The sequence below is a fragment of the Pseudomonas sp. S2_C03 genome (assembly GCF_054668405.1).
The window spans coordinates 2,796,271-2,822,942 of the sequence record NZ_CP162766.1 but is presented as its reverse complement, the minus strand read 5'-3'; the positions used below and the strand labels follow the sequence as shown (position 1 = coordinate 2,822,942).

The 26,672-nt window shown below is 61.4% G+C and carries 25 protein-coding genes; 13 read left to right on the top strand and 12 right to left on the bottom strand.

Annotation, left to right across the window (positions count from 1 at the left end; translation table 11 throughout):
- Positions 1-3: 3 nt before the first annotated feature.
- Positions 4-933: a LysR family transcriptional regulator gene (locus tag AB4N64_RS12815; protein ID WP_460126042.1), complete on the bottom strand. Its 930-nt coding sequence runs from the start codon at positions 931-933 to the stop codon at positions 4-6.
- A gap of 113 nt (positions 934-1,046) precedes the next feature.
- Here AB4N64_RS12815 and AB4N64_RS12810 point away from each other — a divergent pair, with 113 nt between their 5' ends.
- Positions 1,047-1,790 carry an SDR family oxidoreductase gene (locus AB4N64_RS12810; RefSeq protein ID WP_460126040.1) on the top strand — a complete coding sequence of 248 codons (744 nt, stop codon included), beginning with the start codon at positions 1,047-1,049 and terminating at the stop codon, positions 1,788-1,790.
- Between the two features lie 74 nt (positions 1,791-1,864).
- Here AB4N64_RS12810 and AB4N64_RS12805 read toward each other — a convergent pair whose 3' ends face one another.
- The 5 genes from AB4N64_RS12805 to AB4N64_RS12785 all read right to left on the bottom strand — a co-directional run bounded on the left by AB4N64_RS12805 (position 1,865) and on the right by AB4N64_RS12785 (position 6,696).
- Positions 1,865-2,878: a proline racemase family protein gene (locus AB4N64_RS12805; protein WP_460126038.1), complete on the bottom strand. Its 1,014-nt coding sequence runs from the start codon at positions 2,876-2,878 to the stop codon at positions 1,865-1,867.
- A gap of 61 nt (positions 2,879-2,939) precedes the next feature.
- Positions 2,940-3,728: an ABC transporter permease gene (locus tag AB4N64_RS12800; RefSeq protein ID WP_460126036.1), complete on the bottom strand. Its 789-nt coding sequence runs from the start codon at positions 3,726-3,728 to the stop codon at positions 2,940-2,942.
- Positions 3,725-4,567, bottom strand: a complete 843-nt coding sequence (locus tag AB4N64_RS12795; RefSeq protein WP_460126034.1) for an ABC transporter permease — start codon at positions 4,565-4,567, stop codon at positions 3,725-3,727. Before AB4N64_RS12795 ends, AB4N64_RS12800 begins: the two co-directional genes overlap by 4 nt.
- Entirely contained in the window at positions 4,564-5,631 is a 1,068-nt protein-coding gene (locus tag AB4N64_RS12790; RefSeq protein ID WP_460126032.1) for an ABC transporter ATP-binding protein, read from the bottom strand. The genes AB4N64_RS12795 and AB4N64_RS12790 overlap by 4 nt, the downstream gene beginning before the upstream one ends.
- A gap of 15 nt (positions 5,632-5,646) precedes the next feature.
- A complete protein-coding gene (locus AB4N64_RS12785; protein WP_460126030.1) occupies positions 5,647-6,696 on the bottom strand; it encodes an ABC transporter substrate-binding protein in 1,050 nt (349 codons plus the stop codon).
- 108 nt (positions 6,697-6,804) lie between these two features.
- Here AB4N64_RS12785 and AB4N64_RS12780 point away from each other — a divergent pair, with 108 nt between their 5' ends.
- Complete coding sequence (locus AB4N64_RS12780; RefSeq protein ID WP_460126028.1) at positions 6,805-7,842, top strand: GlxA family transcriptional regulator; 1,038 nt, start codon at positions 6,805-6,807, stop codon at positions 7,840-7,842.
- Between the two features lie 27 nt (positions 7,843-7,869).
- On the opposite strand, the gene AB4N64_RS12775 is transcribed toward AB4N64_RS12780, so the two are convergent.
- Positions 7,870-8,526 (bottom strand): glutathione S-transferase, encoded by a 657-nt coding sequence (locus AB4N64_RS12775; protein ID WP_460126732.1) that lies wholly within the window; start codon positions 8,524-8,526, stop codon positions 7,870-7,872.
- A 194-nt stretch (positions 8,527-8,720) separates the two neighbouring features.
- On the opposite strand from AB4N64_RS12775, the gene AB4N64_RS12770 reads away from it, so the two are divergent.
- Complete coding sequence (locus AB4N64_RS12770) at positions 8,721-9,308, top strand: TetR/AcrR family transcriptional regulator (RefSeq protein WP_460126026.1); 588 nt, start codon at positions 8,721-8,723, stop codon at positions 9,306-9,308.
- Positions 9,309-9,388: 80 nt separating this feature from the next.
- On the opposite strand, the gene AB4N64_RS12765 is transcribed toward AB4N64_RS12770, so the two are convergent.
- Positions 9,389-12,478, bottom strand: a complete 3,090-nt coding sequence (locus AB4N64_RS12765) for an efflux RND transporter permease subunit (protein WP_460126024.1) — start codon at positions 12,476-12,478, stop codon at positions 9,389-9,391.
- On the bottom strand, positions 12,475-13,584 hold the full coding sequence (locus tag AB4N64_RS12760) for an efflux RND transporter periplasmic adaptor subunit (RefSeq protein WP_460126022.1): 1,110 nt from the start codon (positions 13,582-13,584) through the stop codon (positions 12,475-12,477). The genes AB4N64_RS12765 and AB4N64_RS12760 overlap by 4 nt, the downstream gene beginning before the upstream one ends.
- 216 nt (positions 13,585-13,800) lie before the next feature.
- Between AB4N64_RS12760 and AB4N64_RS12755 the strand changes: the two genes are divergently transcribed.
- Complete coding sequence (locus AB4N64_RS12755; protein ID WP_460126020.1) at positions 13,801-15,267, top strand: efflux transporter outer membrane subunit; 1,467 nt, start codon at positions 13,801-13,803, stop codon at positions 15,265-15,267.
- Positions 15,268-15,300: 33 nt separating this feature from the next.
- On the opposite strand, the gene AB4N64_RS12750 is transcribed toward AB4N64_RS12755, so the two are convergent.
- The 3 genes from AB4N64_RS12750 to AB4N64_RS12740 all read right to left on the bottom strand — a co-directional run bounded on the left by AB4N64_RS12750 (position 15,301) and on the right by AB4N64_RS12740 (position 17,509).
- Positions 15,301-15,921, bottom strand: a complete 621-nt coding sequence (locus AB4N64_RS12750; RefSeq protein WP_460126018.1) for a TetR/AcrR family transcriptional regulator — start codon at positions 15,919-15,921, stop codon at positions 15,301-15,303.
- 174 nt (positions 15,922-16,095) lie between these two features.
- The gene (locus tag AB4N64_RS12745; RefSeq protein ID WP_460126016.1) at positions 16,096-16,563 is read right to left on the bottom strand and encodes an acyl-CoA thioesterase; all 468 of its coding nucleotides are present in this window, start codon (positions 16,561-16,563) and stop codon (positions 16,096-16,098) included.
- A gap of 31 nt (positions 16,564-16,594) precedes the next feature.
- Positions 16,595-17,509, bottom strand: a complete 915-nt coding sequence (locus AB4N64_RS12740) for a LysR substrate-binding domain-containing protein (RefSeq protein WP_460126014.1) — start codon at positions 17,507-17,509, stop codon at positions 16,595-16,597.
- A gap of 187 nt (positions 17,510-17,696) precedes the next feature.
- On the opposite strand from AB4N64_RS12740, the gene AB4N64_RS12735 reads away from it, so the two are divergent.
- The 9 genes from AB4N64_RS12735 to AB4N64_RS12695 all read left to right on the top strand — a co-directional run bounded on the left by AB4N64_RS12735 (position 17,697) and on the right by AB4N64_RS12695 (position 26,642).
- Entirely contained in the window at positions 17,697-18,863 is a 1,167-nt protein-coding gene (locus AB4N64_RS12735) for an acetyl-CoA acetyltransferase (protein ID WP_460126012.1), read from the top strand.
- Between the two features lie 10 nt (positions 18,864-18,873).
- Positions 18,874-19,275, top strand: a complete 402-nt coding sequence (locus AB4N64_RS12730) for a Zn-ribbon domain-containing OB-fold protein (protein ID WP_460126010.1) — start codon at positions 18,874-18,876, stop codon at positions 19,273-19,275.
- Complete coding sequence (locus tag AB4N64_RS12725; RefSeq protein WP_460126008.1) at positions 19,272-19,727, top strand: MaoC family dehydratase; 456 nt, start codon at positions 19,272-19,274, stop codon at positions 19,725-19,727. Before AB4N64_RS12730 ends, AB4N64_RS12725 begins: the two co-directional genes overlap by 4 nt.
- Entirely contained in the window at positions 19,724-20,473 is a 750-nt protein-coding gene (locus tag AB4N64_RS12720; RefSeq protein WP_460126006.1) for an SDR family oxidoreductase, read from the top strand. The genes AB4N64_RS12725 and AB4N64_RS12720 overlap by 4 nt, the downstream gene beginning before the upstream one ends.
- A 60-nt stretch (positions 20,474-20,533) precedes the next feature.
- Positions 20,534-21,574, top strand: a complete 1,041-nt coding sequence (locus AB4N64_RS12715; protein ID WP_460126004.1) for an ABC transporter substrate-binding protein — start codon at positions 20,534-20,536, stop codon at positions 21,572-21,574.
- 57 nt (positions 21,575-21,631) lie between these two features.
- The gene (locus tag AB4N64_RS12710) at positions 21,632-23,404 is read left to right on the top strand and encodes an ABC transporter permease (protein WP_460126002.1); all 1,773 of its coding nucleotides are present in this window, start codon (positions 21,632-21,634) and stop codon (positions 23,402-23,404) included.
- The gene (locus AB4N64_RS12705; RefSeq protein ID WP_460126000.1) at positions 23,401-24,480 is read left to right on the top strand and encodes an ABC transporter ATP-binding protein; all 1,080 of its coding nucleotides are present in this window, start codon (positions 23,401-23,403) and stop codon (positions 24,478-24,480) included. The genes AB4N64_RS12710 and AB4N64_RS12705 overlap by 4 nt, the downstream gene beginning before the upstream one ends.
- Positions 24,481-24,538: 58 nt before the next feature.
- Positions 24,539-25,336 (top strand): enoyl-CoA hydratase, encoded by a 798-nt coding sequence (locus AB4N64_RS12700; RefSeq protein ID WP_460125998.1) that lies wholly within the window; start codon positions 24,539-24,541, stop codon positions 25,334-25,336.
- A gap of 100 nt (positions 25,337-25,436) precedes the next feature.
- Complete coding sequence (locus tag AB4N64_RS12695) at positions 25,437-26,642, top strand: CaiB/BaiF CoA transferase family protein (RefSeq protein WP_460125996.1); 1,206 nt, start codon at positions 25,437-25,439, stop codon at positions 26,640-26,642.
- The last annotated feature ends 30 nt before the right edge of the window (positions 26,643-26,672 follow it).

Below are 26,672 nucleotides of genomic sequence, written 5' to 3'. Positions count from 1 at the left end.
CGTTCATTTTTGGCTAAACCGCGCCGCATTCCCGCTCGTCCGGAACGCTTCGACGATGTAGTCCACGAATACCCGCACCTTGGCCGGCAGCAGTTTGCGGCTGGTGTAGTAGATCGACAACGGCGCCGGTTCGGCGTACCAGTCGGGCAGCACACGCACCAGCTCACCGCGCTCCAGAAACGGCAGGGCATGGGGCATCGGCAGCAAGGCGATGCCCATGCCGGTGGCCGCCGCGCGGGCGATGGCTTCAGGGTCGTCCAGTACCATCACCGGCCGTACGCCGGCCACCACTTGTTCACCGGCGGCGTTTTTCAGACTCCAGGGCAACAGGCGTCCGGTGCTCAGCGAGCGGCGCAGCAAGCCGCGATGGCGGGTCAGTTCCTGTGGATGCGTGGGCGTGGGATGGTCTTTCAGGTACGAAGGCGAGGCCGCCAACACGATGCGCAGGCGCGCCAATTCCCGAGCGATCAATGCATCGGTGAGCTCGATGCCGCCACCGATCGCCACATCAAAACCCTCGTTGATCAGGTCGACCTGTCGGTTATCGAAATGCAGGTCGGGCACCACGTCTGGATAACGGCGCACGAACTCGTTCATCAGCGGCACGAAGTATTCGCGGCCCACGGTGTAGGCCAGCGAGACCTTGAGCGTGCCCGCCGGCTTGCCCGCGCCTTGACGCAGGTCGGTGAGGGCGTCGCCGATCTCACCCCAGGGCAGGCGTACCTGGCCATACAGGCGTTCACCTTCGGAGGTCAGTGCGAGGCTGCGGGTGCTGCGCTGGAACAAGCGCACGCCCAGCCGCGCTTCCAGTTGGCCCACGCTTTTGCTGACGGCGGCCGGGGTCAGCCCCATGCGCCGCGCGGCGGCCGAGAAGCTGCCTTCGTCGGCGGCGCAGATGAAGGCGTCGAGGTAACTGCTGAGTTCTGTGTTCATGCCCGCACTTTATACCGTTGGTTGAAATTGAACACGCATTTTTGCGACTACCGGGACCAGGTGCCGGCGACCATCATGTGTTCACACCAACCCACTCCCAGAAGGAAAACATCATGCACACTCCACTCAACGGTAAAGTCGCTTTCATCAACGGCGGTTCCCGCGGCATTGGCGCCGCCACCGCCCGCCGCCTGGCCCGTGAAGGTGCCACGGTCGCCATCGGTTACTTCGCCTCGGCCATCGCGGCTGAAGCACTGGTCGAGGAAATCACCGCCAATGGCGGCCACGCCATCGCCCTCAAGGCGGACGCAGCCGACCCGGTCAACCTCACCAACGCCATCGACAGCGTAGCCGAGCAGTTCGGTCGCCTGGACATTCTGGTCAACAGCGCCGGCGTGCTGATCACCGGCTCCGTGGAAGATTTCTCCCTGGAAGACTTCGACCGCACCCTGGCCGTCAACGTAAGGGCCGTGTTCGTCGCCTCCAAGGCAGCGGCCAAACACATGAAGGACGGCGGTCGTATCATCAACATCGGTAGCACCAACGGCCAACGCATGCCATTCGCCGGCGGCGCAACTTACGCCATGAGCAAATCGGCGCTGATCGGCCTGGTCAAGGGCATGGCACGGGACCTGGGACCGCGTGGCATCACGGTCAACAACGTCGCGCCCGGTCCGGTGGACACCGACATGAACCCGGAGAACGCAGAATTCGGCGCTTCCCTGCACGACCTCATGGCCATCCGTCGTCACGGCAAGGCCGATGAAATTGCGGCGATGGTGGCTTACCTGGCCGGTCCCGAAGCGTCGTACGTGACCGGTGGGGATCTGTTGATCGATGGTGGTTTTGCGGCTTGAAGCGAAGGGGCCTCTCCGATCCCCTGTAGGAGCGAGCATGCTCGCTCCTACAGGGGTTGTGTGTGTCCGGTCTTTTAGTTGATGACGAAACCGGCACCCACCGGATCATCACGGTCGATCACCCAACGCGCCGTACCCAGGATGCTCGCCGTGCCTTTCACCGTTGGCCTTACGGCGCGGGTGCCGTTGAGGTCCACTTCACCCAGCAGGCACCCCTCGAACGTGCCACTGCCCAACAACCCTTCCGACAGGATCGGCTGGTTCAATCCCATTTTCCCGCGTGCCTCGAACATGGCCATCATTGCGCTGGTGCCCGTGCCGCCAGGGGAGCGGTCCAGCTGCCCGGCGCTGAACACGTGGACATTTTTGTAGAACGCGCCCTCGATGGTCGCTGGATGCCAGAAGGTGATGAAGTTGAGGTCATTGATGTGCGCCTCGGTCGGGTGCTGGATCTTCAACTGCTTGTTGATCTGGTCCCGGGCGATCAAACCCATACGCGACAGTTCGCTGCCGTTGTCCGGGCTGATACGCAGGTCGCTGTTGCTCAGGTCGACGATGCCAAAGTAGTTGCCGCCCCAGACCAGATCGGCCTTGAGGTCGCCGTAGCCGGGCAACTGGATCGGGATGTCCTGTGCAGCCACGTAGGCCGGTACGTTTTCAAAGCGGGTCCACAGCACCTTGTCGCCTTCGGACTTCACTTCGGCCACCACCAGGCCGGCGGTGGTTTCAAAGCGGATCTTGGTGAGGCCGTCCTTGCCGCGTGGCACCAGGCCCAAGGCGACCATGGCCATGCTCACGGCGATGGTGCCGTGGCCACACATGTGCGAGTAGACGCTGCCGTCCATGTAGATCAGGCCCGCGTCGTATTCGGGGCTGGACGGCGGGGTGAGGAACACGCCGAACATGTCCTTGTGCCCGCGCGGTTCCTGCATCAGGGCTTTACGCAGCCAGTCGTAGTTCTGCTCGAGAAAGGCCCGTTTGGCCAGGATGCTGGAACCTGCCGGGTAAGGAATACCGCTGTGGACGATGCACAGGGGTTCGCCTTCGGTATGGGTGTAGATGACATCGAACGTATCTTGCATGCGCATGAGTGCACTCCTGGCTTTTCGGGACGTATGAGGTGTTGGGTCGTTTGGGGTGTTGCTTGAGTTATTTTCGTTCTGACAAAAGGTCGAGGCCGATGCACAGGTCCAGAATGATCACGGCCACCACCACGACCAGGATGGTCGCGCCTGACGCGGCGGCGATGGTCGGGTCGACGGTGTATTGCACGTAGTTGAAGAGCTTCACCGGGATGGTGTTCAGGTCCGGCGTGGTATTGAAGATCGACAGCTCCACGTTGATCCACGACGAGATGAACGCGAAGATCGACCCGGTCACCAGCCCTGGCCTGATCTGCGGCAGGGTCACCAGGAAAAACGTCGTCCAGGGTGATCCGCCCAGGTCGCTTGAAGCCTCTTCAAGGGCCCTTTGGTCTGGCGTCAGCATCGACAGCACCGAACGCAGAACGAAGGGTGAAATGATGATGGTGTGGCCGATCAGCAAGGCGAGGAAGCTGCGCGTCAGGCCCAGGTAACCGCCGAACTGCAACAGCGCCGCACCGAGCACGATGTGCGGAAACACCAGCGGAGAGGTGAGCGCCGCGAGGATCGTGGCCTTGCCGCGAAACTCATAGCGGGCCATGGCCAGCGCCGCTGGCACGCTGAGCAGCACCGCCACGAAGGTCGCCGCCAGTGCCAGGATCGTACTGGTGGCGAAGGACGCCACGTAGCTGGGGTCGCTGAGCATCTTGCTATACCAGTCCAGCGTCCAGCCCTGGGGTGGAAAGGCCAGGAACGAAGTGGCGGTGACCGAGACGCCGAGGATGACCACCAGCGGCAGCAGCATGTAGCCGAGCACGGACCAGGCTACCAGCCTGACCAGGATTTGCGTGATCATGAGTGGCTCCCCCGAATGCTGCCCACGCGTCCGGCGATCCCGACCATGACCAGAGTAAAGATCAGCAGCACCACGCTCAGCGCTCCGCCGTAGTTGAAATCGAACACCGAACTGTATTGCTGGAAAATCAGCATCGACAGCACCGAGATGCGCCCACCGGACAACAGCGCCGGGGTGACGTAGGCGCTTGCCGCCAGGGTGAAGACCATGATGGAACCGGAAATGATGCCGGGCATGGTCAGCGGCAACACCACATGGAAAAACGTCGCCCGGGGGCTGGCGCCAAGATCGTCAGACGCCTGTTCATAGGCAGGGTCCACCTGTGCCAACGCATTGCCGGCGGCCAGTACAATAAACGGCAGCAGGATGTAGACCATGCCGATCAGAATGCCCAGTTCCGTACCGAGGAAGCGTATCGGCGAGTCGATCAGGCCGACGTTCATCAGGCTCTCGTTCACCAGTCCCTTGCGCCCCAGCAGCACCATCCACCCGAACGAGCGCACGATGTTGCTGGTGAACATGGGCACCACCAGCAGGATCACACAGGCACGGCGCCAGGCCCGCCACTTCACGACGCGCACCAGGTACCAGGCCAGCGGGTAGCCGAGCAGCAGCGAGATCAGCGTGGTCAGCGCGGCGATGCGGAATGTCACCAGAATCACGTCCCAGTGGTACTGATCGCCCAGCACCTTGACGTAATGCGACAGGGTGAAGGCCTGGTCGGGGCTGTTGGTCAGGCTGGCAAAGATCACCACCGCAAACGGCGCCAGGAAGAATGCGGTGAAGAACGCCAGGGCGCCAAACAGCATCAACGACGGCGCGAGAGCTGTGCGTTTCATACCGCTTCCCCGATCAGGTGCAGGTGTGCCGGGTCGAAGCCCAGGCGCACCGCGCTGCCGGCCCGCAGGTCGGCGCGTGGCAGGCCCATGGTGCGTGCCACCACCGGTTGGCCGTCGATCATCGAATGGACCATGGTGTGGCTGCCCACACTGATCACATCGGTCACTGTGCCGTGCATTTCACATTGGCCGGGGCTGGTCAGGCTCGACGCGTCCAGCACCTGCAAATGCTCGGGACGCAACACTGCGGTGCCCCGGGGCAAAAGGTTTTTCGCCATGTACAGGAAGGGCGTATGCGCAACGGCCAGGCGGATTTCACCACTGTCACGGGCTTCGTAACCGATCAGGTTGGCCTCGCCGATGAAGTCGGCGACGAAACGTGAAGCCGGGGCGCTGTAGATTTCGCTACTGCTGCCCACCTGTTCGATGCGACCGGCGTTCATCACCACGATGCGGTCGGCGATGGTCATCGCTTCTTCCTGGTCGTGGGTGACGAAGATGAAAGCGATCCCCAGTTTGGCTTGCAGGTGCTTGAGTTCAAGCTGCATGCGCTTGCGCAGCTTCATGTCCAGTGCCGACAGGGGCTCATCGAGCAGCAACAGTTTCGGCTGGTTGACGATGGCGCGGGCCAGGGCCACACGCTGCTGTTGTCCACCGGACATGCCACGGGGGAAACGGTCTTCCAGCGCTTCCAGGCCGACCATCGCCAACGCTTGCCGTGCCTTGAGCTTTGCTTCGTTTCGCCCTATGCCCTGGCGACGGGGCCCGTAGGCGATGTTCTCAAGCACCGTCATGTGTGGAAACAGCGCATAGTTCTGGAACACCGTGTTCAGCGGTCGACGGTAAGGCGGCAGGCGACTGACATCCTGGCCGTCGATGGCGATCGTGCCTGAATCCGGTTGCATGAACCCGGCGATCGAACGCAGTAGCGTGGTCTTGCCACAGCCGCTGGGGCCGAGCAGGACGATGAATTCGCCTTGCTGGATGTCCAGCTGGATGTTGTCCAGCGCCTGGAAGGAACCGAAGTGCTTACAGACGCGGTCGATGCTCAACAATACTGACATTGCAGACCCCATCGGTTACTTGGCGGTGACCTTGCGGTTCCAGTCGTTGGTGACGCTGGCGCGTTCGGCGTTGATCTGGCTCCAGTCGAACAGGCGCAAATCGTTGATCGAACCGTTCACACCCCAGGGCAGCTTGCGCGCCACGTCTTGCGCCACTTCGACATCTTTCACCGCCGGGCCCAGGTACAGCTTGGCGGCCAGGCAGGAGGCCGCTTCTTTGGTCAGTGCGGTGTTGATGAACTGCTCGCCCGCCTTGCTGTTTTTCGCACCCTTGATCAGGTGCAGGCGCGCATCGGTGGCCCACACGCCTTCCTTGGGAATGGTGAATCCGATAGGGGCACCTTTGTCGATCAAGTCCCAGGCGCCAACGTTGAAGTGCGCACCGATGATTGCTTCGCCGCTCTGGAAGGCGTTGGTGGCGGCACCCGAGCTGTCAAAAAACAACGCGGTGTCCAGTGCGCCGAGCTTGGTGTAGACCTGCTCCAGATTGGCTCGGTCGATACCCCACACATCGGCCATGAAAAATACGAACGGCACGCCGGACGAGTTGGCAGGCGAGGGCAGGGCAATGGCGCCGGCGTACTCCGGATTCCACAGGTCCTTCCAACTGGTGGGCGCTTGCTTGACGTCCTTGGTGTTGTAAGTGAGGCCCAGGGAGTAGTAGCCGCTGCTGACGGCGAAGGTGTGCCCGGCGTTGGTGTAGATTCCCTTGTCCTGGACGTTTTTCAGGTTGGGTATGGCGGCGGAGTCAAGGTCGGCAAGCACGCCAGCGTCATAGGCCATTTCGCTGATGCCGCCGTCCATCCAGGCCACGTCGATGGTCGGACTGTTTTTCTGCTGCTGGAGCTTGGCCAGGGTGACAGTCGACGTCCCTACCTCAGAGGCCACTGCGATGCCCGTGGCCTTCGTGAAAGGTTCTGCAACACATTTGAGGAACGCGTCACCCCAGTTGCCGCCGTACAGCGCGACGGTGATTTTTTGCGGGTCGGCCAAGGCGGCCGGTGCGGCGATGCAGCCTGTAACCAATAGAGCGGCGCTGAATTTCTGACCTGTCTTCAGTTTCATCGTATGTCCCCTAGGGTTGTTGTTGGACTGTTCCCCTTGTCTGCATCTTGCTCGTATCACCGATTCGAGCGCTTGCACTGCGGGGTCTTAAAGTTGAATAGTTAGGTCATGCAAAAATTGACGCAGGTTAATCCCGACGACCAACCGACCGCTGCTTCCAATGGTGGTGTGGGCGCTCGTGCGCAATTGTCCGTGGGTTTTGTCTTGCTGGATCAATTCACCCTGGCGGCGTTCTCCGGTTTTATCGATGTCTTGCGCCTGGCCGGCGACCTGGGCGGCGGCAGTCGACAGATTCACACCACATGGCAGGTGATGAGTGTCGACGGCTTGCCGCGAACTTCAAGCGCCGGCATCGCGTTGGAAGTGTCGGGTGGCCTCGCGCAGGATCCGCAAGCGTTCGACTACATTGCCATTTGCGGCGGCAACGACTACCTCAATACCCACATGCCAAGCCATCTGCGCGACTGGTTGCAGCGCGTGGCGAAAAGCAGGACGCGATTGCTGGGCATCTGCACCGGCACCTTCGCGCTGGCGCAGGCCGGCGTCGTGGGCAGTCGTTCGGTGTGTGTGCACTGGAACGTGCTGGATGCGTTTCGTACACGGTTTCCCAAGACCCCCGCAGCCGTCGATCACCTGTTCATCGACGAGGGCGACCTGATCACCTGCGCCGGCTCTACCGCCGCTATCGACTTGGCTTTGCACCTGGTGGCGCGCCATTGCGGGCGGGAGAAAGCCCAACAGGCCGTGCGGCACATGATGTTGCAGGGGATTCGCCAAGGGCGGCAGCCCCAGGCGCATTTTTACGCCAACCTCGAGGACATCAAGGATGAGCGCGTGCGCCAGGCCGCGCACTACATCGAGCAGCGCATGGACAGTCTGCCAGCGCTCGACGCCATCGCCCGATATGTCGGGCTGGGCCGGCGCCAGTTGACGCGTGCCTTCCAACAGTCGCTGGGACTGTCGCCCATGGAATTCCAGCGCTCCCTGCGCATTGAGTATGGCGCGTGGCTGCTGGTGAACAGCCAAAGCAGCATCACCCAGATCGCCATGGATTGTGGCTTCTCAGACGGCGCGCATTTTTCACGAGAGTTTCGGGCGCGGTTCAACATGTGCCCGCGCCAGTATCAGAACGAGGCGCGGGCGTAAGAGCGTCACGAAGGCGCAGCCATTGCGTCAATCTTTCGCTTGGCCCTGTTTAACCATGGTGCGCCAGGTCTGCACACTGGGGCGCTCCTGCATCCTGGCATGCCACTGACGCAAGGCGACACAGTCATCCGGTACCGCCAGTTTGACCAGCGACGCGAAGATCATGCCTCCCAGCACCGCAATGTCGGCCATCGAAAACGTCTGCCCGGCGACAAAGGGCTGAACCTTCAGAAGACTGTCGAAGTAGCGCATGCCCCTGACTGCCTTTTCGCCCATCCTGATGCCCCACTCGACGTTCTGGTACAGCTCCACCTGTGGGCCGAGCCCAGGTGTGGCGTGGTGAAAATAGACACTCACCGCATCGAGAAACTCGATTTCTGCGCGTTTGGTCATCATGTGGATCAGCCCTTGCTCAAGCGCCGTTTCGCCCGTGAGTGTGGGGTTGCCGCTCAGCCGGTCCAGATACTGCGTGATGGCCGTGCATTCGGCGATGAGGGTTCCATCTTCGAGCTCCAGCACAGGCAACGTGCCCGAGTAATTGATCGCCAGAAATTCGGGTTTCTTGTGCTCTCCCGTCCAGAGGTTGACCGACAAGAATTCAACGTTGGGCAACAGGCCTGTTTCCGCCAGCGCGATGCGTACCCGCGCCGGGTAGGGGCCATCGAACCAATCATGAATTTTCATCGAAGGGAGGGAAGGGACGTGGCTGTGCAATTGTGAGTCAGTCATTCGAAGTTACCTGCCTGTCAGTTGGTAGGTAAAGACTGGGCCTGGATTTTCAGGTTGTCAAGCCCCTACCTTCCAGTTGGCAGGTAAACGCAATCAGGATAAAGTCGTGGCATGTCGATAGATCAACTATGCGTACGAGGGTTACCCACGTGAGTGAAAATGCGCGAGAGGCCATTCTGGCGGCGGCCAAATCGGCTGCGCAGTTGCACGGTTACAGCGGCATCAATTTCCGCAGCATCGGGGAGGAGGTGGGTATCCGCAATGCAAGCATCTACTACCACTTTCCGAGCAAGGCGGACCTGGGCGCTGAAGTGGCCCGGCGTTACTGGCAGGACACGCAGGCGGCCCTGGATGCCATTCGGGCGTCCAACAGTGACCCGGCTGGTTGCCTGCAATTGTATTCGTCGATTTTTCGCAAGTCCCTGGAGGACGGCAACCGGCTATGCCTGTCCAGTTTCATGGCGGCCGAATATGAAGATCTTCCGGATCAGGTTTCACGGGAGGTCAAGGCATTTGCAGACGTCAATGTCACGTGGCTTGCGCACGTTCTGGCCGACGCTGGCTGGGATAATGCGCAGGAAATCGAACATCGGGCCCGCGCCATCCACGCCGCCGTTGCGGGCGCGCAACTGATCGCGCGCACGCGCGGGGACATCCGGCATTTCGACGAGCTGGTAATGACTTATCAGCAGGCAGGCTTGATCTCGGTCCAGCGTACGGACACTTCGGCGGCTTGAGCCACCGGTCAGTGCCCCGGGAGCCGGGGCCTGGCCTGTTGCATCACTCGTCAATCGAGGGTGACGTTTTGAACGCTCTTTCACGCCAGCGCTGCGGATTCGTTTTGCCGGTGTGAAACGGGGCGGATTTTGAACCAGATGGAGTACATCGCGGGCAGGAACACCAGCGTCATGATGGTGCCAACGAACGTGCCTCCGATCAGCGTGTACGCCAGCGTCCCCCAGAACACCGAGTGAGTCAGCGGGATGAACGCCAGGATGGCCGCCAGCGCGGTCAGCAACACTGGGCGCGCCCGCTGTACAGTGGCCTCGATCACGGCGTCGAAAGGATCTCGTCCTTCGCGTGTGTTCTGGTGGATTTGCCCGATCAAAATGAGCGTGTTGCGCATCAGAATCCCGGAAAGTGCAATCAGGCCGACCAAGGCGTTGATGCCAAAAGGTTGCTGGAAAAGGAGCAGTGTGGGCACCACGCCAATCAACCCAAGGGGTGCGGTGAGAAACACCATGATCATCGCCGAGATCGAGCGCACCTGCACGATGATGATCAGCAGCGTGAGGGCAATCATGATGGGCAGCAGCGGCAGTATCGCCTGTCCAGCCTTGCCCGATTCCTCGATGGCTCCCGACTGCTCGATCCGATAGCCCTCAGGCAGCTTGTCGATCACCGGCGCCAGTGCCTTGCTGATGACGCTCGAGACGTCCGGCGGCTGCAAGCCTTCGGCAATGTCTCCACGTACGGTGATGGTCGGTGTGCGGTCACGGCGCCTGATGATCGGATCTTCCATGCGCACCTCGACTTCGCCGACCTGGGACAGCGCAATTCGCTGGCCGGCCGCACCCACCAGCGCCAGGCCTTCGATTTTTGCAGGGTCGAGCCTGATATCACCCTTGGCGCGTCCCACCACCTGGACCGAACGAATGTCCTCCCGGACGGCCGTAATGGGCACACCCGTCAGCAGGAACTGCAACTGCTGCGCAACAGCGCTGGAGGTCAGTCCCAGCGCCTGCAACCGGTCCTGGTCCAGATTGAAATGCAGCGTTGGCACGAGCGGCCCCCAGTCAGTGTTGACGGTTCGCATCATCGGGCTCGCCAGCATCACGGCCTGTACCTGGTTGGCGATTTCGCGCAACGTCGAAGGGTCGGGCCCCATGACCCGGTAAGCGACAGGAAACGGCGAGTATGGTCCGAAAACCAGCTGCGTGACCCGGATACGCGCTTGCGGGGCCAGCCCCTGTGCAACGGCTTGGCGAAGACGGAACTTGAGGGCTTCGCGTGCCTCCTGACTGTCAGTCAATACCACGATCTTTGCAAACGACGGGTCCGGCAACTCGGGGGCCATCGCCAGGTAGAAGCGCGGCGCGCCTTGCCCCACATAAGCCGTGACGATTTTTGCGTCATCCTGCTTCTGTAACCAGGCCTCTACAGTCGCCGTGGTCGCACTGGTTTGTTCAATGGAAGTGCCATAGGGCATTTGTATTTCGATCAGCACTTCGGGGCGATCCGAGGTGGGAAAGAACTGTTTCTTGACCAGGCCCATCCCCACGATTGCCACGATAAAGGTCGTGATGACCGTGCCGGCCACCCACCACTTGCGGGCGATGACGCGTGTCAGAATCCTGCGAAAACGATTGTAGTTCGGGGTGTCGTAGATCGCCGCGTGGCCGCCTTCGACCGCCTTGATATCAGGCAGCATTTTCACGCCCAGGTAGGGGGTGAAAACGACCGCCACTACCCAGGAAGCAATCAGGGCAATGCCAACGATCCAGAACATGTTGCTGGTGTATTCGCCTGCCGTCGACTGGGCGAAACCGTTGGGCAGAAAGCCGATTGCCGTCACCAGTGTGCCGCTGAGCATCGGTGCGGCCGTATGGCTCCAGGCATACGCGGATGCCTTGATGCGGTCGTAGCCTTCCTCCATCTTCACCACCATCATTTCGATGGCGATGATGGCGTCATCCACCAGCAGCCCAAGCGCCAGAATCAGTGATCCCAGGGTAATCCGGTCGAAGTTTTTCCCGGTGGCCGCCATCACCGTGAACACCACGGCCAGCGTCAGTGGCACCGCTGCGGCTACCACGATACCGACGTGCCAGCCCATGCTGAGGAAGCACACGAGCATCACGACCAGCAGAGCGACAAAGAACTTGATCATGAATTCGTCGACGGCCGAGCTGATGTTCGCTGACTGATCACTGACTTTTGTCAGCGTCATGCCCAGCGGCATTGCGGCATTGATTTTGTCCGTTTCAAGGTCCAGGGCCTTGCCCAGGTCAAGGCCGTTCCAGCCCTCGCGCATCACCAATCCCAGTAACAGGGCTTCCTCACCGTTGTTACGCACCAGGAAGGTGGCCGGGTCTTCGTACCCGCGCTCGACCGTCGCAATGTCCGAAAGCTTCAATGCACGACCCTTGACCACAATGGCGGTGTCTCGGATCTTTTGCAGTTTATCCAGGGCACCATCCAGACGAAGCACAACCTGCGGCCCGCTGGTTTCAATCGAGCCGGCGGGAGTGAGCGCATTCTGATTGTTCAGCGCGGCGAAAATGTCCTGAGGCGCAACGCCCAACGTGGCCAATCGGTCATGTGAAAAGGAGACGAAAATGCGCTCGGCTTGCTCGCCAATGATGTTCACCTTCTTCACGCCGGGCACATGAAGCAGGCGCTGGCGCAGCGATTCTGCATCCCGCACCAGCAGCCGCTGCGGTTCACCCTTGGCCTTCAAGGCAAACAGGGCAAATGTCACGTCGGAAAACTCGTCGTTGACCATGGGCCCGATCACGCCGGCAGGGAGTTTGATGGCTTCGTCGTCGAGTTTTTTACGCGCCTGGTAGAACTCCTCCTGCACCTGTGAAGGCGGTGTGCGATCGAGTAGCGTCACCATGGTGAAGGCAAGTCCCGGACGGGTGTAGGTTTCCGTGCGGTCGTACCATTTGAGTTCCTGAAGGCGTTTTTCCAATGGCTCGGCAACCTGATCCTGCATCTCTTGTGCCGTAGCGCCGGGCCACGCAGTGATGACAGTCAGTTGCTTGACTGTGAACGGTGGATCTTCGGCGCGGCCCAGTTTGAAGAAGGACAGGGTGCCTGCCACGGCGATCAACAGGATCAGGAACACTGTGATCGAACGCTCGCGAACGGCGATCGCCGATAAATTGAAGCGGCCCTGACTCATGGGCGACCCCCGGCGACAGGGATGTCACCTTCGTCAGCCAATCTCACTTCTTCACCTTCGCGCAGCAGATGCGCCCCTGATGCGACAACCTGCTCACCTGCCTGGATTGCGCCCGTCACCCTCGCGATGTCGTCGCTCAGGCCCACCACCCGCACGGAACGCCAGCTCACTTTCGCCGGTTGCCCGGCGATGACCCACAGGCCACTCCCATTGCCAGGATCAAAAATCGCAGCAATGGGCACTTGCTTGAGTTGTTTATCCGGTGTGCCCTGGGCGATCCGCACGGTGACGGTCGAGCCGAGTGGCGAGTTGGCCAGCGCGCCGTCGAGCACATAACGCGCCTCGAATGTGCGTGTGGCCGGGTCGGAGGCGTCTGACAGCAACCTCAGTTTTGCCGGAACGCTGCCTGTGGTGTTGCCGTACAACGATGCTTGTGCGATGGACCCGGCAGCAGGGCGCAGCGTTTCGGGCAGGTACACGATGGCCTCGCGCTGTCCGGCCCGGGCGAGGCGTACCACGGGCTGTCCCGCAGGAACGACTTGACCGGGTTCGGCCAGCGTTTCCACCACCACGGCATCGGAGTCTGCCTGCAACACCGCATAGCCAGAGGCGTTGCGGGCCACGTCAGCTTGCGCCTCGGCAGCGCTGAGCTGTGCCTTTGCAGTATCAGCGGCGGCCTTGATCTGGTCGTAGGTCGAAGCCGAAACAGCACCCGCGGAAACCAGCTCGCGGTAGCGCGCCTCGTCATCCGCCGTCTGTTTGGCTCGGGCGCGGGCGGCCGTCACCGATTCCTGCTGTGCTCGCGCCTGCAACCCCAGGTCTATGGGGTCGAGGCGCATGAGCGCTTGACCTCGCTTGACCGTCTGTCCTGTGTCTACCAGCCGTTCGAGCACCTTCCCCGATACCCGAAAGCCCAGGTCCGCCTGAACGCGCGCCGCGACGACTCCGGTAAACGAGCGAGAGACCTCGCCGGCGTCCTGAACCGCAAAGGAGCGCACCAGGGGGGCATGCGTGCGTGGGTCGTCAGGGGGAGAGGCGTCACCGCAGGCCGTCAGGACCAAGGGCAACAAACAGGCAGCAAAGGGGGCGGGTCGAAGCCGGCGCATAGGTATGCATACTCAATCGATAGGAAACATACCTTATCTTCAGTTAAGTGACTAAAACAGTCAATCGTCACTTATTCGGATTTCTTCCTCCTCTGGGATGTGTTGGGTATCGACTTGTCACCTATATATAATGAATTTAATGGGTGTCGGCGTGGATTGACAGTTTGTGACCATAACGTAACATGGTCACAAATTCTCATTTCACAAGGTGTCTTGATGCCCCCCTTTCGCGCCGTAGCCCTTCTATTGAGTGTCCACCTGATGACAGGCTGCGCGGTCGGTCCGGACTATCAGCGTCCGCACGCAGTTTTTCCGCAGCGCTACATGGATCAGTCTGCTGTCGAGCAGAGGGGCGCCGCCATGCCTGCCAGTCTCGTGACCTGGTGGGAAGGTTTCGGTGATCCGGTATTGACCGACTTCGTTTCCAGGGCGCTGGAGCAGAACCTTGATCTCGCGCAGGCGTCGGCACGCATCACGCAGGCGCGGGCGGGACTGGGGGCGGCGAATGCAGCCCTGGTGCCCTCGGCGAACATCAGTGGGCAGGCTGCGCGCTCCTACCAATCGGTCGAAACTCCGCTCGGCCAGGTGTTGAACTCGACACCTGGGTATGATCGCTATGGGACTTCCTACGAAGTTGATCTGGGCGCGAGCTGGGAGGTTGATGTCTTTGGCGGGCTGCGACGCGCACGCGAAGCCGCGTTCGCCGAGTATCAGGCCTCCGAGGCGGATGGAGTCGCCACTCGACTCGCCATTGCCGCGCAGACTGCAGACGCGTACATCACGATTCGCGGCTTGCAGGCGCGTCTGGACATTGCCAATCGACAAGTGGAAACCCAGCAGGGGCTGCTGGAAAAAGTCCGCTTGCTCAACGCCAAGGGTCTTGCTGCCGATTATCAGGTTCAGCAGACCGAGGGGGCATTGGCGCAAGTTCAAGCGAGCGTGCCGGTCTTGCAGGTGGGCCTTGACGCTGCGATGAATGCGCTGGACGTGTTACTCGCCACACCGCCTGGCGCCCATCGCGAGCAACTGGCGAAGGCGCAGGGTATTCCCGTTGCGCCGCAAATAACGCAGACGGGGTCTCCGGCGGATCTGCTGCGCCGCCGGCCGGATCTGATCGTTGCCGAGCGGCGACTGGCGGCCTCCAACGCCCGTATCGGGGCGGCGATGGCTGAGTATTACCCCAAATTCTCCCTCGGCGCATTGCTCGGCAGCGCCACGGCGGTCTCCGGTGGCAACCTTTTCACTGGCGGTGCCAGTCAGTCGGCGGGCGTGCTTGGGTTGCGCTGGAGACTCTTCGACTTTGGCCGGATCAACGCTCAGATCGATCTGGCCAAAGGGGCGGAAGCCCAGGCGCTGGCCGACTATCGCCAGTCAGTCTTACGGGCCACCGAAGATGTCGAAAACGCGTTCTCGTCTCTGGTGAATCGAGACATTCAGGCCAGCACGCTGGCGAAGGGCGAGACATCGTTGACACAGGCTCGCCAATCGACGTTCGTTGCCTACCAGAAGGGCACGGCGAGCCTGATAGACGTCCTGCACGCCGATGAAACCCTGCTGCAGACCGCCGACGCCCGGGCACAGGCGCGAACGGAAGCGGCGAGGGCGGCAGTGGCAGCGTTCAGGGCGCTGGGCGGTGGGTGGCAGCCGACTCAGCCGCAAGGCGTCGCGACAGCAGCGCGATAATCGAAGCCCGGAACAGTCGCGAGCGTTCGCCGTTCAGGGCATGAGGCTGCGCAGGATGAGGTTGCAGGTGAGTGACCGCGCGTCCTCGATAAAGTCGAGGTTGTATTGCAGCAGGAGAGGATTGACGAAAGGCCGCAGAGTCAGGTGGATCGCTTCTACCGTTTCGTCCAGAGGCGTCTTGCGTTCAAACTCACCTGCCTCTCGCCCGTCACGCACGATCTGCAGAATGAACTGCTTGATCTGTGCTTCATAAACCAGCGAACTCGGCCAGCGCTCCGAAGCGGAAAACGCGGCGATGTCGTAGAGCTTGCGGTCATTGAAGAACAGGTCCACAGCCGTCGCGATCACTGTTTTGACCAAGCGTCGAAACCGCTCCGTTGCGCTGAGAGTTTCCCCGTTGATGGACAGCTCTACGGCGGCGACGATCTGCGTCAAACAATGTGTGCAGATGGCCTCGCCGATCGCCTGCTTGGAATCGAAAAATTTGTAGATATAGGCTTTCGAGAATCCAATGGCCTTGGCCAGGTCCGAGACCGTGGTTTTAGCGTAACCGTACTGACTGAAGTGCTCATTGGCCGCCGCGACAATCTGGTTGCGAATGTCATGATCGGCGGGGCCGCGGGCGGTGGGCGATACTATCGATGGCTGATTCATCCATGCAGCTTACCCACCCGCCAGCAGGCTGACAACTTGCGAACGACAAGCTGAGCGGTCCCATTTACAGCGGTGAGTCAGCGGCGCCGCGCTCATTCGCCTCATCTCGCTGGCTCGGGGCCTGGCTCGATGTTCGTGACCGCTACCTGCGCCCTCGAAGCTGCTGGGCCGATGTCAGAGGGCTCGTGTCCGGTTCCACCCATTAACCTCAAACTCATCCTTCAACGCTCTGAGCCTCTGGACAGCAGCCTCCGAAAATGGCCTCACCCTGCGCGTCCCGAGATCCACATGCAGCGCCGTCTGCAGCATGCTCGCGCTCAGGTAATTGAGCTCATGATGGTAAAGGTCCACCTGGGTCACCAGGCGTTTGTCGTCAAAACGCACCGGAGTCAGTTCGACCCGCAACGGGTCGCCGGCGCGGACTTCCTTGATGTACTTGACGTTGGCTTCCACGGTGAACAATCCGCAGTTGTGCTCCCGTGTGTAACCTTCGCCCAGGCCAAAGCGGTCGAGGATGCGGTGGCCCAGGTCGTCGAGCAACTGCACGTAATACGCCATGTTCATGTGGCCGTAGAGGTCTATCCATTGGTCTTGGACGACGGCCAGTTCATGGGGTTTTGTTTTTGACGGTGGCGTGTTCAACGTGGGGTCTCCATTGATTGCAACATGAGCTTCAATGCGGTGCCATATCGCCGGGCGAGCGCTCTACTGGTGCGTTTTTGTCGCCTTTTTCCAGCTCCCCCGGAAAGACCGAATGTAGCCAGTTGCGCAACCGGACGATGGCCGGATCGTTCCATTTTCGGGTCGGCGCAATGAAGTAATAGCCGCCCAGACGGATCGTCATGGGCAGCACTTCCACCAGCTCGCCAGCGGCGATTTTTTCGTCCGCCAGCAGCTCGCTGACCAGGGCGATGCCCTGGCCCATGCAGGCGGCTTCGAGGGTCAAGTGTCCATGCCACAGGCGCGGGCCGCGAAGCCTGGGTAGATCGGTGACACCGGCGATGCTGAGCCACTGAGACCAGCGCTGGGTATTGCGTTCGTGAATCAAAGGCAGGCCCAGCATGTCCTCGGCACACAGCACCTCGGGGTAACGATTGCAGAAGGCCGGACTGGCGACCGCGCGTATCAGCGGCCGGGCGAACAGTTCGGCGCACACCTCATCGCCCAGGTTCAGTTCTTCCAGGTAGACGATCTCGGCATCAGCTTCGTTGCGGTTGAAGTCGGGCCGCGTGCTGGTGGGCTCCAGCGTCAGCTCGCGGCCGTTCAGCGCCTCTTCCAGTTCGCCGAGCCGCCCCAGCAGGCGCCGTGACGCCAGCCCTGCCATGCAGCAGACGTGCAGGGCGTCTTCGCCCTGGCGCAGGTCGCTGCTGGCGTCGGCAATGATGTCCAGCGCCCGGCGCAGTTGCGCGGCATAGCGCTGGCCTTCGCGCGTCATCTCCAGCCCGCGTCCGGATTTCCTCACCAATTTGGTGCCCACGGCACTCTCCAGGTTCTGGATGTGGCGGGAGATCACCGTGTGCGACACCGCCAGTTCCTCGGCGCATTGGCGCACACTGCCCCAGCGGCTGAATCCTTCGAAAGCACGCACGGCGAGCAAGGGGGGGAAGGCGGCGATTCATGGTTGTTTCCTGGGTACTCGGACCCTTTGGCTACAGCAAGGCTCATGCCAGCTATCGGTGCGTTTAATGCACCAATAGCGCCTGTTCTAACTGCTTGTTGGAGGGCGTTCGGATAATGGAACTTGATGCCACGGTTCTCGAACTCAGGAGCACAGGTTGAACATTTCAGGACGCGCCGCCATCGTCGGCGCCTATGAATCACCGCGAAGAGACGCCCAGGGCGTGCATCCGTTTGCCATCCAGGTGGAGTGCATTCACGCCGCGCTGACCCAGGCCGGGTTGGCCCTCAATGACGTTGATGGCCTGTGTGTCGCGTCTGGCGACTGGGCTGAAGGTGGTGGCGTCAACAGCGTGACCGAGATGGCCGAATATCTGGGCATCGAACCGCGCTGGTTCGACAGCACCGATGTCGGCGGTTGTTCGTATCTGGTTCATGCCGCCCATGCGGCCACTGCAATCGCGGCAGGACTGGTGGATGTGGTAGTGATCAGTTACGCGGCGTCGCCGCGTTGGTGGCCGTTGAACACGCCATCCTTCGATCCCTTTGTGCTGCCCGCCGGGCCCGGACAATTCGAGCTGCCGTTTGCGCCGACGCTGATTTCCACCTACGCCATGTTTGCCCAGCGCCACATGCACCTGTATGGCACTACCCCGGAACAATTGGCCGAGGTGGCCGTGACCTTCCGCCAGCACGCGGCCGGCAACCCGGATGCCTTTCTTGGTCGCAAGCCGATCACCGTCGACGACGTTTTGAGTTCCTCGATGATCGCATCGCCCCTGCATCGCCTGGACTGCTGCGTGGTCACTGACGGCGGTGGTGCCATTGTCATGACAAGCCGCGAGCGGGCACAGGATTGCCGACAGAAACCGGTGTACCTCGGCGGCTTCGGCATGGCCACCCAGCGCACGCAAATCAGCCAGATGCCCCGTGACCTGATCACGCCAGCGGCGCACACCGGGCCTCGGGCTTTCGAGATGGCGGGGCTGACGCATGCGGACGTGGACGTCGCGCAACTGTACGACGCCTTTACCATCACGCCGATGCTGGCGCTGGAAGACCTGGGCTTTTGCGCGCGTGGCGAGAGTGGTCGATTTGTCGCCGATGGCCACCTGAAAATCGGCGGGTCCTTGCCGTGCAATACCGATGGCGGCGGGCTGGCGTCGAATCACCCCGGCAAGCGTGGGCTGCTCGCCCTGATCGAAGGGGTTCGCCAATTGCGCAACGAAGGCCCGGGCGTGCAAGTCGAGGACGCCGAGGTTGCACTTGTACATGGCCTGGGCGGCACGTTCTGCGCTGCCGCCACCCTGATATTGACCGTTTGAGGATCTGTTCATGGCCACTTTCAGCCCCGTGACTCGCGACAACCTGTCTGCCACCTGGTGGGAGGCCAACCAGGAACAACGCCTGCTGATCCAGCGCAACCCGGTGTCCGGCGCCTGGCAGTGGTACCCCAGGGCTCATTGCGTCGACGACCTGGGCGTTGTGCCCGACTGGGTGCAGGTGTCCGGGCGCGGCACGGTCTTCACCTTTACGGTGATTCATCGCGGTCACACGCGCCTGGATGCCCCTTACGTCTGCGCCGTTATCGAGCTCGAAGAGGGGCCGCTGATGTTGTCGCAACTGCGCGATGTTGCCCTCGAGGACATTTCGATCGGCATGCCGGTGAGGGTTGCGTTCACCGCCCTGGATTCTTCCACCTCATTGCCTGTGTTCCAGGCACGGAGCCACTCATGAGTTCTACCCTGTATTTCGAGGACCTGGCAGCAGACCAGAGCGTCACGTCGTCGCGCATCACTCTGACGGAAACCCACATCGTCCTGTTTGCCGGGCTGACTGGAGATTTCAACCCGTTGCACATGGATGAACAGACCGCGCGGCAAAACCTGTTCGGCCGGCGCATCGCCCACGGCATGTTGGCTCATTCGATGAGCACCGGCCTGCGCTCGAGCATTGATGACTGGGCGATCCTGGCCTTCATGGAGACCCGCCGCCGTTTCGCGGGCCCGGTCTTCGCTGGGGACACCCTGTACTACGTGGCCCAGGTCCAGGAGCTGCGTCGCAGCCAGTCCAATCCGTCCCGGGGCATTGCCAGGGTTTCGATGCGCCTGCTCAACCAGAACGAAGAGCTGGTGCAGGAAGGCGAGGATGTGTTCGCCGTGGCATGCCGGGGAGGGCAGCCGTCATGACCGGGCGTTTGCAGGGCCATGTAGCGCTGGTCACGGGCGGTGCCGGCGGCATCGGCTCCGCCATATGCCAGCGCTTGGCCGATGAAGGCGCCAGGGTCGTGATCGCTGATCTGGGGCCGGGCGCGCAAACGCTGGCCGATGCCCTGGTTGCGCAAGGGCGCCAGGCCTGCGCCGTTACCCTTGACGTATCGAGTCGTGCCAGTTGGCAAGCCGCCGTGGCCGAACTTCCGGAAGGCTTCGAAGCGCTGGACATTGTCGTTAATGTGGCCGGGATCGTTCGCGATCGTTCGCTAGTCAAAATGAGTGACGAAGAGTGGCAGTCGGTGATCGACGTCAACCTGCGCGGCTCGTGGCTGGGTTGCCAGTTTGGTTTGGCGGCCATGATCGGGAGAGGATGGGGACGGGTAATCAATATCGCTTCCACAGCCATTTTCGGTACGTTCGGGCAATCGAACTATTCGAGTGCCAAAGCCGGTGTAGTCGGCTTGACCCATACCGTGGCGCTGGAGGCGGCGCGCCATGGTGTACTGGTCAACGCGATTGCGCCGGGTATTGTTGAAACACCGATTCTGGCCAGTGTGCCGGAGGACATAAGAGAGAAATGGATGTCCAGAATGCCCTTGGGGCGACCGGCACAACCTTCGGAAATTGCTGCAGTCGTGGCTTTCCTGGCGTCCAACGATGCCAGTTACATGACCGGGCAAGTGCTGATTGTCGATGGCGGGGCGACCACGGGCGACTACTGATCCTGCCGATTCCAGATAACCAAAAAATATCGCAGTCACTGAACGCGAAGGAGTCTTGAGATGGTCGAATTTACACGGCGCAAATTTTTGCAGGCCAGCGGCATCGCCGGCGTGGGCTTGATGGCGGGAGGGTTGATCCGGCCTTCATTTGCCGCTGACTCATCGCTGTATGAAGCCGCCCGCAAGGAGGGGGCGCTCAACCTGTATTGGGGTTCATACGAGCAGAAGACCATCGAAGCCATTCGCGACGCCTTCATCAAGCGTTATCCGGGCATCAAGGTCAACTTGCTGCGCCAGGCCTCGCAGACCGTCTACACGCGCTTGCGCCTTGAGCTTCAGAACAATGCTCCCAACTGCGACTCGCTGGGCAGCACCAACATCCTGCATTACCTGGAATTGAAGAAAATCGGCGCGCTGTTGCCCTACAAGCCGGCCGGCACCGAGTTCTTGCCAAGCGAATTCCAAAGCCTGGACAAGGACGATATGTACCAGGTCGGCGCCATCAGCCTGACCTGCCTCAACTACCAGTCGGACAAGGTCAGTTCGGCCCCGGCCACCTGGGAGGCGGCGCTCCACAGTCAGTGGGCCAACAAGCTGACCGTGGGCAGCCCGGCGTTTTCCGGTGACGTGGCCTCCTGGCTCGTCGCCATGCGCAAGAAGTACGGCGACCACTACCTCAAGGAACTGAGCAAGCTCAACCCGAAGGTCGGCCAGTCCAACGTCGATACCGTCACTGACATTCTCTCCGGTGAGCGCTTGGTGGGCCTGGGCGCGCCGTTCAGTTTCTCGCTGACGCAAAGGGCGGCGGGCAACCCTATCAATGTGCAGCCACCGACCGACGGCACCATCCTCAACTTGGGGCTCAACGCCATTCCGCTCAAGGCACCCCATCCGAATGCGGCCAAGCTGTTCTCCGATTTCCTTTACGACCTGGAAGTCTCGCAGATCCTGGCCGCCAACTTCTGGCCGACCCTGCGCACCGATGTGCCCTGGGCCGAGGGTCGCAGCCTGGATCAGATCAAGTGGTACCGCAACCCACCGCAGGACCTGGCGGCGGAAGTGGCCGAGGGGATCGCCAAATGGAAAGAAATCATGGGTTGAACCCTTGCAGGCTTCGGCCTGCAGAGTGACCGTCGTCTGATTCAGGAGTGATCCTTCATGGGCGTTTTTGCAATAGATTCATCACCGGCTGCCTCCAAGGCCGGCATCCGGCGACACCGACCGTGGGTGCGCTGGACCGTGGTCTCAGCCGTGCTGTTGTGCCTGTTTGCACTGGTCGCGCAACCGGTGGGCTGGATTGTCTACAACAGTCTGCACGATGACGCGACACAGCAATGGACACTGAACAACTACGCGCGCCTGATGACTGCCAAGGGCATGTTGGCGCCGCTGGGCAACTCGATCATCCTGGCGTTTTCCACGGCGCTGTTCTCGACTGTGCTCGGTGTGCCGCTGGCCTGGCTGGTGGCCCGCACCAACATGCCGGGGCGCGGGCTGATCCGGATGTTGACCCTCGGCGCGTTCGTCACGCCATCGTTCATCGGTGCGCTGGGCTGGATCCTGCTGGCCGCACCGAATGCCGGTTGGCTCAACTCACTGTATCGCTACCTGTTCGACAGCACGCAGCCGTTGCTCAACATCTACTCGATGGGCGGTGCGATCTTCGTCTGTGCGATCTACACCGTGCCGTACACCTTCACCATCGTCGCCAGTGCGCTGGATGACATGGCGGTGGAGCTCGAGGACGCGGCGACTACCCTCGGCGCCGGGGTGTTGCGCACGATGCTCAGCGTGACCATCCCGATGGTGATGCCTGCGGTAATCGTCGGCTTCATTCTGTCGTTCATCCAGGGCATGACACTGTTCGGTGTGCCGGCCTTCCTGCTGACGCCTTCGGGCACAGCGGTGGTGACCACCAAACTGGCCGAGTTCTATCAGTTGTTCCCGCCTGAGCTGTACATGGCGGCGGCCTATTGCATGCCGTTGTTGCTGTTAACCGGTGGCTTGTTCTGGGTGCGCAGGAAGATTCTGGGACGCAAGCGCTTCGTCATGATTGGCGGCAAGAGCCGTGCCGGCCGGCGCATTGACCTCAAGGGCTGGCGCTGGGGCGGGTTGGCGTTCGCCTTGATCGTGCCGGTGACGGCGGTGTTGCTGCCGTACTTTGCGCTGATCGTGGTGTCGCTCTCCAAGGCCTGGGGCCAGGGGACGTCGCTTGGCAACCTGACGTTCCACTGGTATCGCTGGGCGATCCTGGAAAATGGCGAAACCCAAGCGGCGATCCTCAACTCGCTGTCCTATGCTGCTGGCGCCGCGACCATCTGTGTGTTGCTCGGCGCGGTGATCGCCTACATCGTCGAGCGGCGGCTCGTGGCGGGCACGACCCTGATCGCCGGCCTGACCAACCTGCCGATCATCATTCCGGGGATCGTCCTGTCGGTGGGTTTCTTCGCCGCCTACACGCAGCCTCCGCTGAGCCTGTATGGCACCTCGGCGATCATCGTCGCGGCGTTTGTTGCCACGTTCCTGCCGATTGCCTATTCCCATGGCGGGGCGATTCTCAAAGGCATCAGCCCTGACCTTGAGCGGGTGGCCCGCATCCTGGGCGCCAGCGAAGCGAAAACCTTCACCAGCATTACCGCACCGTTGATGCGCTCCGGGCTGATCTCCGGCTGGCTGCTGGTGTTCATCCCGGTGATGCGCGAGCTGTCGGTGGCGGTGTTCCTGATCACCCCGAGCACCAACGTCATGACCACGCTGATTTATAACTACAAGGACGGGGGCAATTACGAAGCCGTGGCGGCGGCCAGCGTGTTGCTGCTGGTGGTTACCATGCTGGTGGTGGCGCTCGCGCAATTGCTCAACGTCAAGCTGGCCCGACACAAACGCCCAAGTGCCGGGCTCACTCGTACAGAACCAGGAGCCGCCCAATGAGCCAGATCCACATTCGCAACCTGCAAAAGAGCTTCGGTCAGTTCCAGGCGCTCAAGGGCATAGACCTGGTGGTCGAAGACGGGACACTGCTGGCCTTGCTCGGCCCCTCGGGCTGCGGCAAGTCGACCACGTTGCAGTTGCTGGCCGGTTTCGAAACCCCCAGCGGTGGTGAGATCCGTGTCAATGACCGGGTGATCTCCAGTCCCCAGGGTGTGGTGCCACCGGAGCACCGGGACATTTCCCTGGTGTTCCAGAACTACGCGGTGTGGCCGCACAAGACAGTGGCCGAGAACGTTGCGTTCGGTTTGCAAATCCGCAAGGTGCCTCGCGCTGAACTGGAACAGAAACTGAAGAAAGCCCTGAAGACCGTGCACCTCGATCATCTGGCCGACCGTTATCCGTCCGAGTTGTCCGGCGGCCAGCAACAGCGTGTGGCCCTGGCGCGGGCGCTGATCGTCGAGCCTAGCATCCTGTTGCTGGACGAGCCGCTGTCCAACCTCGATGCCCACCTGCGTGAAGAAATGCGCTTCGAGATTCGCCGCGTGCACGACCTGCTCGGCTTGACCACGGTGTACGTGACCCACGACCAGGGCGAGGCGCTGGTCACGGCCAACCAGGTGGCTGTCATGAACGGTGGCAGTGTCCAGCAACTGGGCTCGCCCCGGGAAATCTTCGAACGACCATCGAATGCCTTCGTGGCGGCCTTCATCGGCAGCAACAACGTTATTCCCGCTCGGGTGAAAGCCGCCGGCATCGCGCAGTTCGGCGAGCAGGCACTGAAGGGCGTTGACCGAAGCGGGGGGAAACCCGGCGAGGAAGTCACCCTGTGCATCCGTCCTTCGAAAGTCCGGGTGGTAGGGCCCGAGCAGGGCGCGGACAACGTCTTGCCCGGCACTGTGCTGCGCACGGCGTATCTGGGCGAGTACTGCGACGTGCTGGTGGACATCGGCCTGGGCGCCACAGTACGGGCGTTCACACCGCCGACTATCGATTATCAAGTGGGGCAGGTGGTGTTGTTGCAACTGCCGGAAGGCGATTGCCACCTGCTGCAACCGGGTAGCCGCGTCACCAGTTGATGGCTCTGTGTCGCCGCGCAGCGACATTCAAATTTCGGTTGAAGAACAAGGTGCAGTGATGAAAGTGAGTGAAAGTACAGAGATCGTTCGACAACGCCGGGGCTGCGTCGAATGGGTGATTTTCAATCGTCCTGATGCGCTGAATGCGATGTCGCCGGCCATGGAAGAAACACTGACCGGGATCTTTCTCGAACTGGCCGTTGACGACTCGGTCAAGGCTTTGGTCCTGACCGGCGCCACTGGCAAGCGTCCTTCGTTCATGGCGGGCGCCGATTTCGGCGCGCTGGAAGATGCCAAAACCGAAGCCGAGTTCCTGGAGTTGGAAGGCCACAGTGAAACCCTGATTGCCGCCCTGGAAGCGCTGAAGTTTCCCACGGTGGCGGCGATTGCCGGCCCCTGTGTCGGCGGCGGTGCCTTGATCGCCGCGGCCTGCGACGTGCGCCTGATCAGCCCATCGGCGCGCTTCGGTTTCCCCATTGCGAGAACGGTAGGCAACTGTCTGAGTGCGTTGAATTATCAGCGCCTGATCGACCTGTTCGGCCCGGCAATGACCAAGGAAATGGTGTTCAGCGCGCGGCTGGTGGAGGCGCCTGGCTTGATCGCCAGCGGCGCCTTTCGCGAGATGGTCGAGGAGGACCAGCTGGAGGCCGCCGCCGAGCGCGTCTCCGAGCAGTTGACGCAATTGGCGCCCCTGACGCTGTGGGCGACCAAAACCGTGTTACGCCGCCTTCGCGATGCCCAGGTGGCCAATGTCCGGGACGAAGACGTGTTGTTGCGCTGCTACCAGTCCTGGGATTTTCGTGAGGGCGTTTCGGCCTTCCAGCAAAAACGTTCGCCTGCCTGGCAAGGGTGCTAGGGCGTTCGGTTTGATGGATTCATAACAGCAGAGAACCCGGTTCTCTACCGCAAATACCTAATGTGACCAGGCGATCCTGATAGCCTGGCGGGGTGAACTCATGTCCACGAAAACGCAAAACTCCAATAAAGGTCCACTCAATGGCATACGCGTGATCGATGCCACGCATATGCTGGCCGGTCCGTATGCAACCTGGTTGCTGGCCAGTCTCGGCGCTGAAGTGATCAAGGTCGAACGCCCAAACGGCGGGGACTACACCCGAGGTGTGGCACCGTTCAAGGATGACGGCAGCGTCTATTTCAACAGCGTCAATCGCAACAAGCGCAGCTTGACGCTCAACTTGAAAGATGAAGAGGGCAAGGCGGTGCTGCGCCAACTGTTGTCAACGGCCGATGTGTTCGTGGAAAACAACCGCGCCGGCGCCATGGAACGCCTGGGCTTCGGTTACGAGACGGTACGCGAATACAACCCTGGCCTGGTGTATGCGTCGATCTCCGGGTTTGGCCAGGACGGTCCGTACAAACATCTGCCGTCGTTCGACGTGGTTGCCCAGGCCATGTCCGGCATGATGAGCATCACCGGTGAAGAGTTCGGGCCGCCGGCGCGGGTCGGGATTTCCCTGGGCGACATCGGCTCGGGCCTGTTCACCACGGTGGGCATACTGGCGGCATTGGTCGACAAGGAGCGCAACGGCGGCACTGGCGCGTTCATTGACATCTCGATGCTCGACTGCCAGCTGGCGATGATGGAAAACGCGGTTGCGCGGTATCTGCAGGTCGGTGACGTGCCCAAGCGCCTCGGCAGTCGCCACGCCTTGATCGCACCGTTCCAGGCCTTCCCGACGGCGGACGAGCCGATTGCCATCTGCGTGGACACCGAAGAGCAGTGGCAACGCATGTGCCTGGCGATGGATCGTGCGGCGTGGATCGACGATCCGCTGCTGCGTGACGGTCCGCTGCGTGCACAGAATCATGCCCACCTTGAACCCCTCATGAAGACCCGCCTGACCGAGTATGGTCGGGAGCATTGGCTCAAGACCCTGCAGGCGGCGGACGTGCCCTGCAGCCCGATCAACACCGTGGCCGAAGCCATTGCCGACCCGCAGGTGCAGCACCGTGGAATGATCGTCGAAGTGCCAGCGCAGTCGGGTAATTGCTACGTGAAACATCCGTTGCACATGCCCTACACACAGATGGTCGACGAACAACCTTCGCCAGGTCTGGGCCAGCACAGTGCCAGTGTGCTGAAGGAGTTGGGTTATAGCGACGATCAGATTGTTTCGTACAAGGCGCGCGGGGTGATCTGAGGCGAAAGTTACTGAAATAAACCCCTGTAG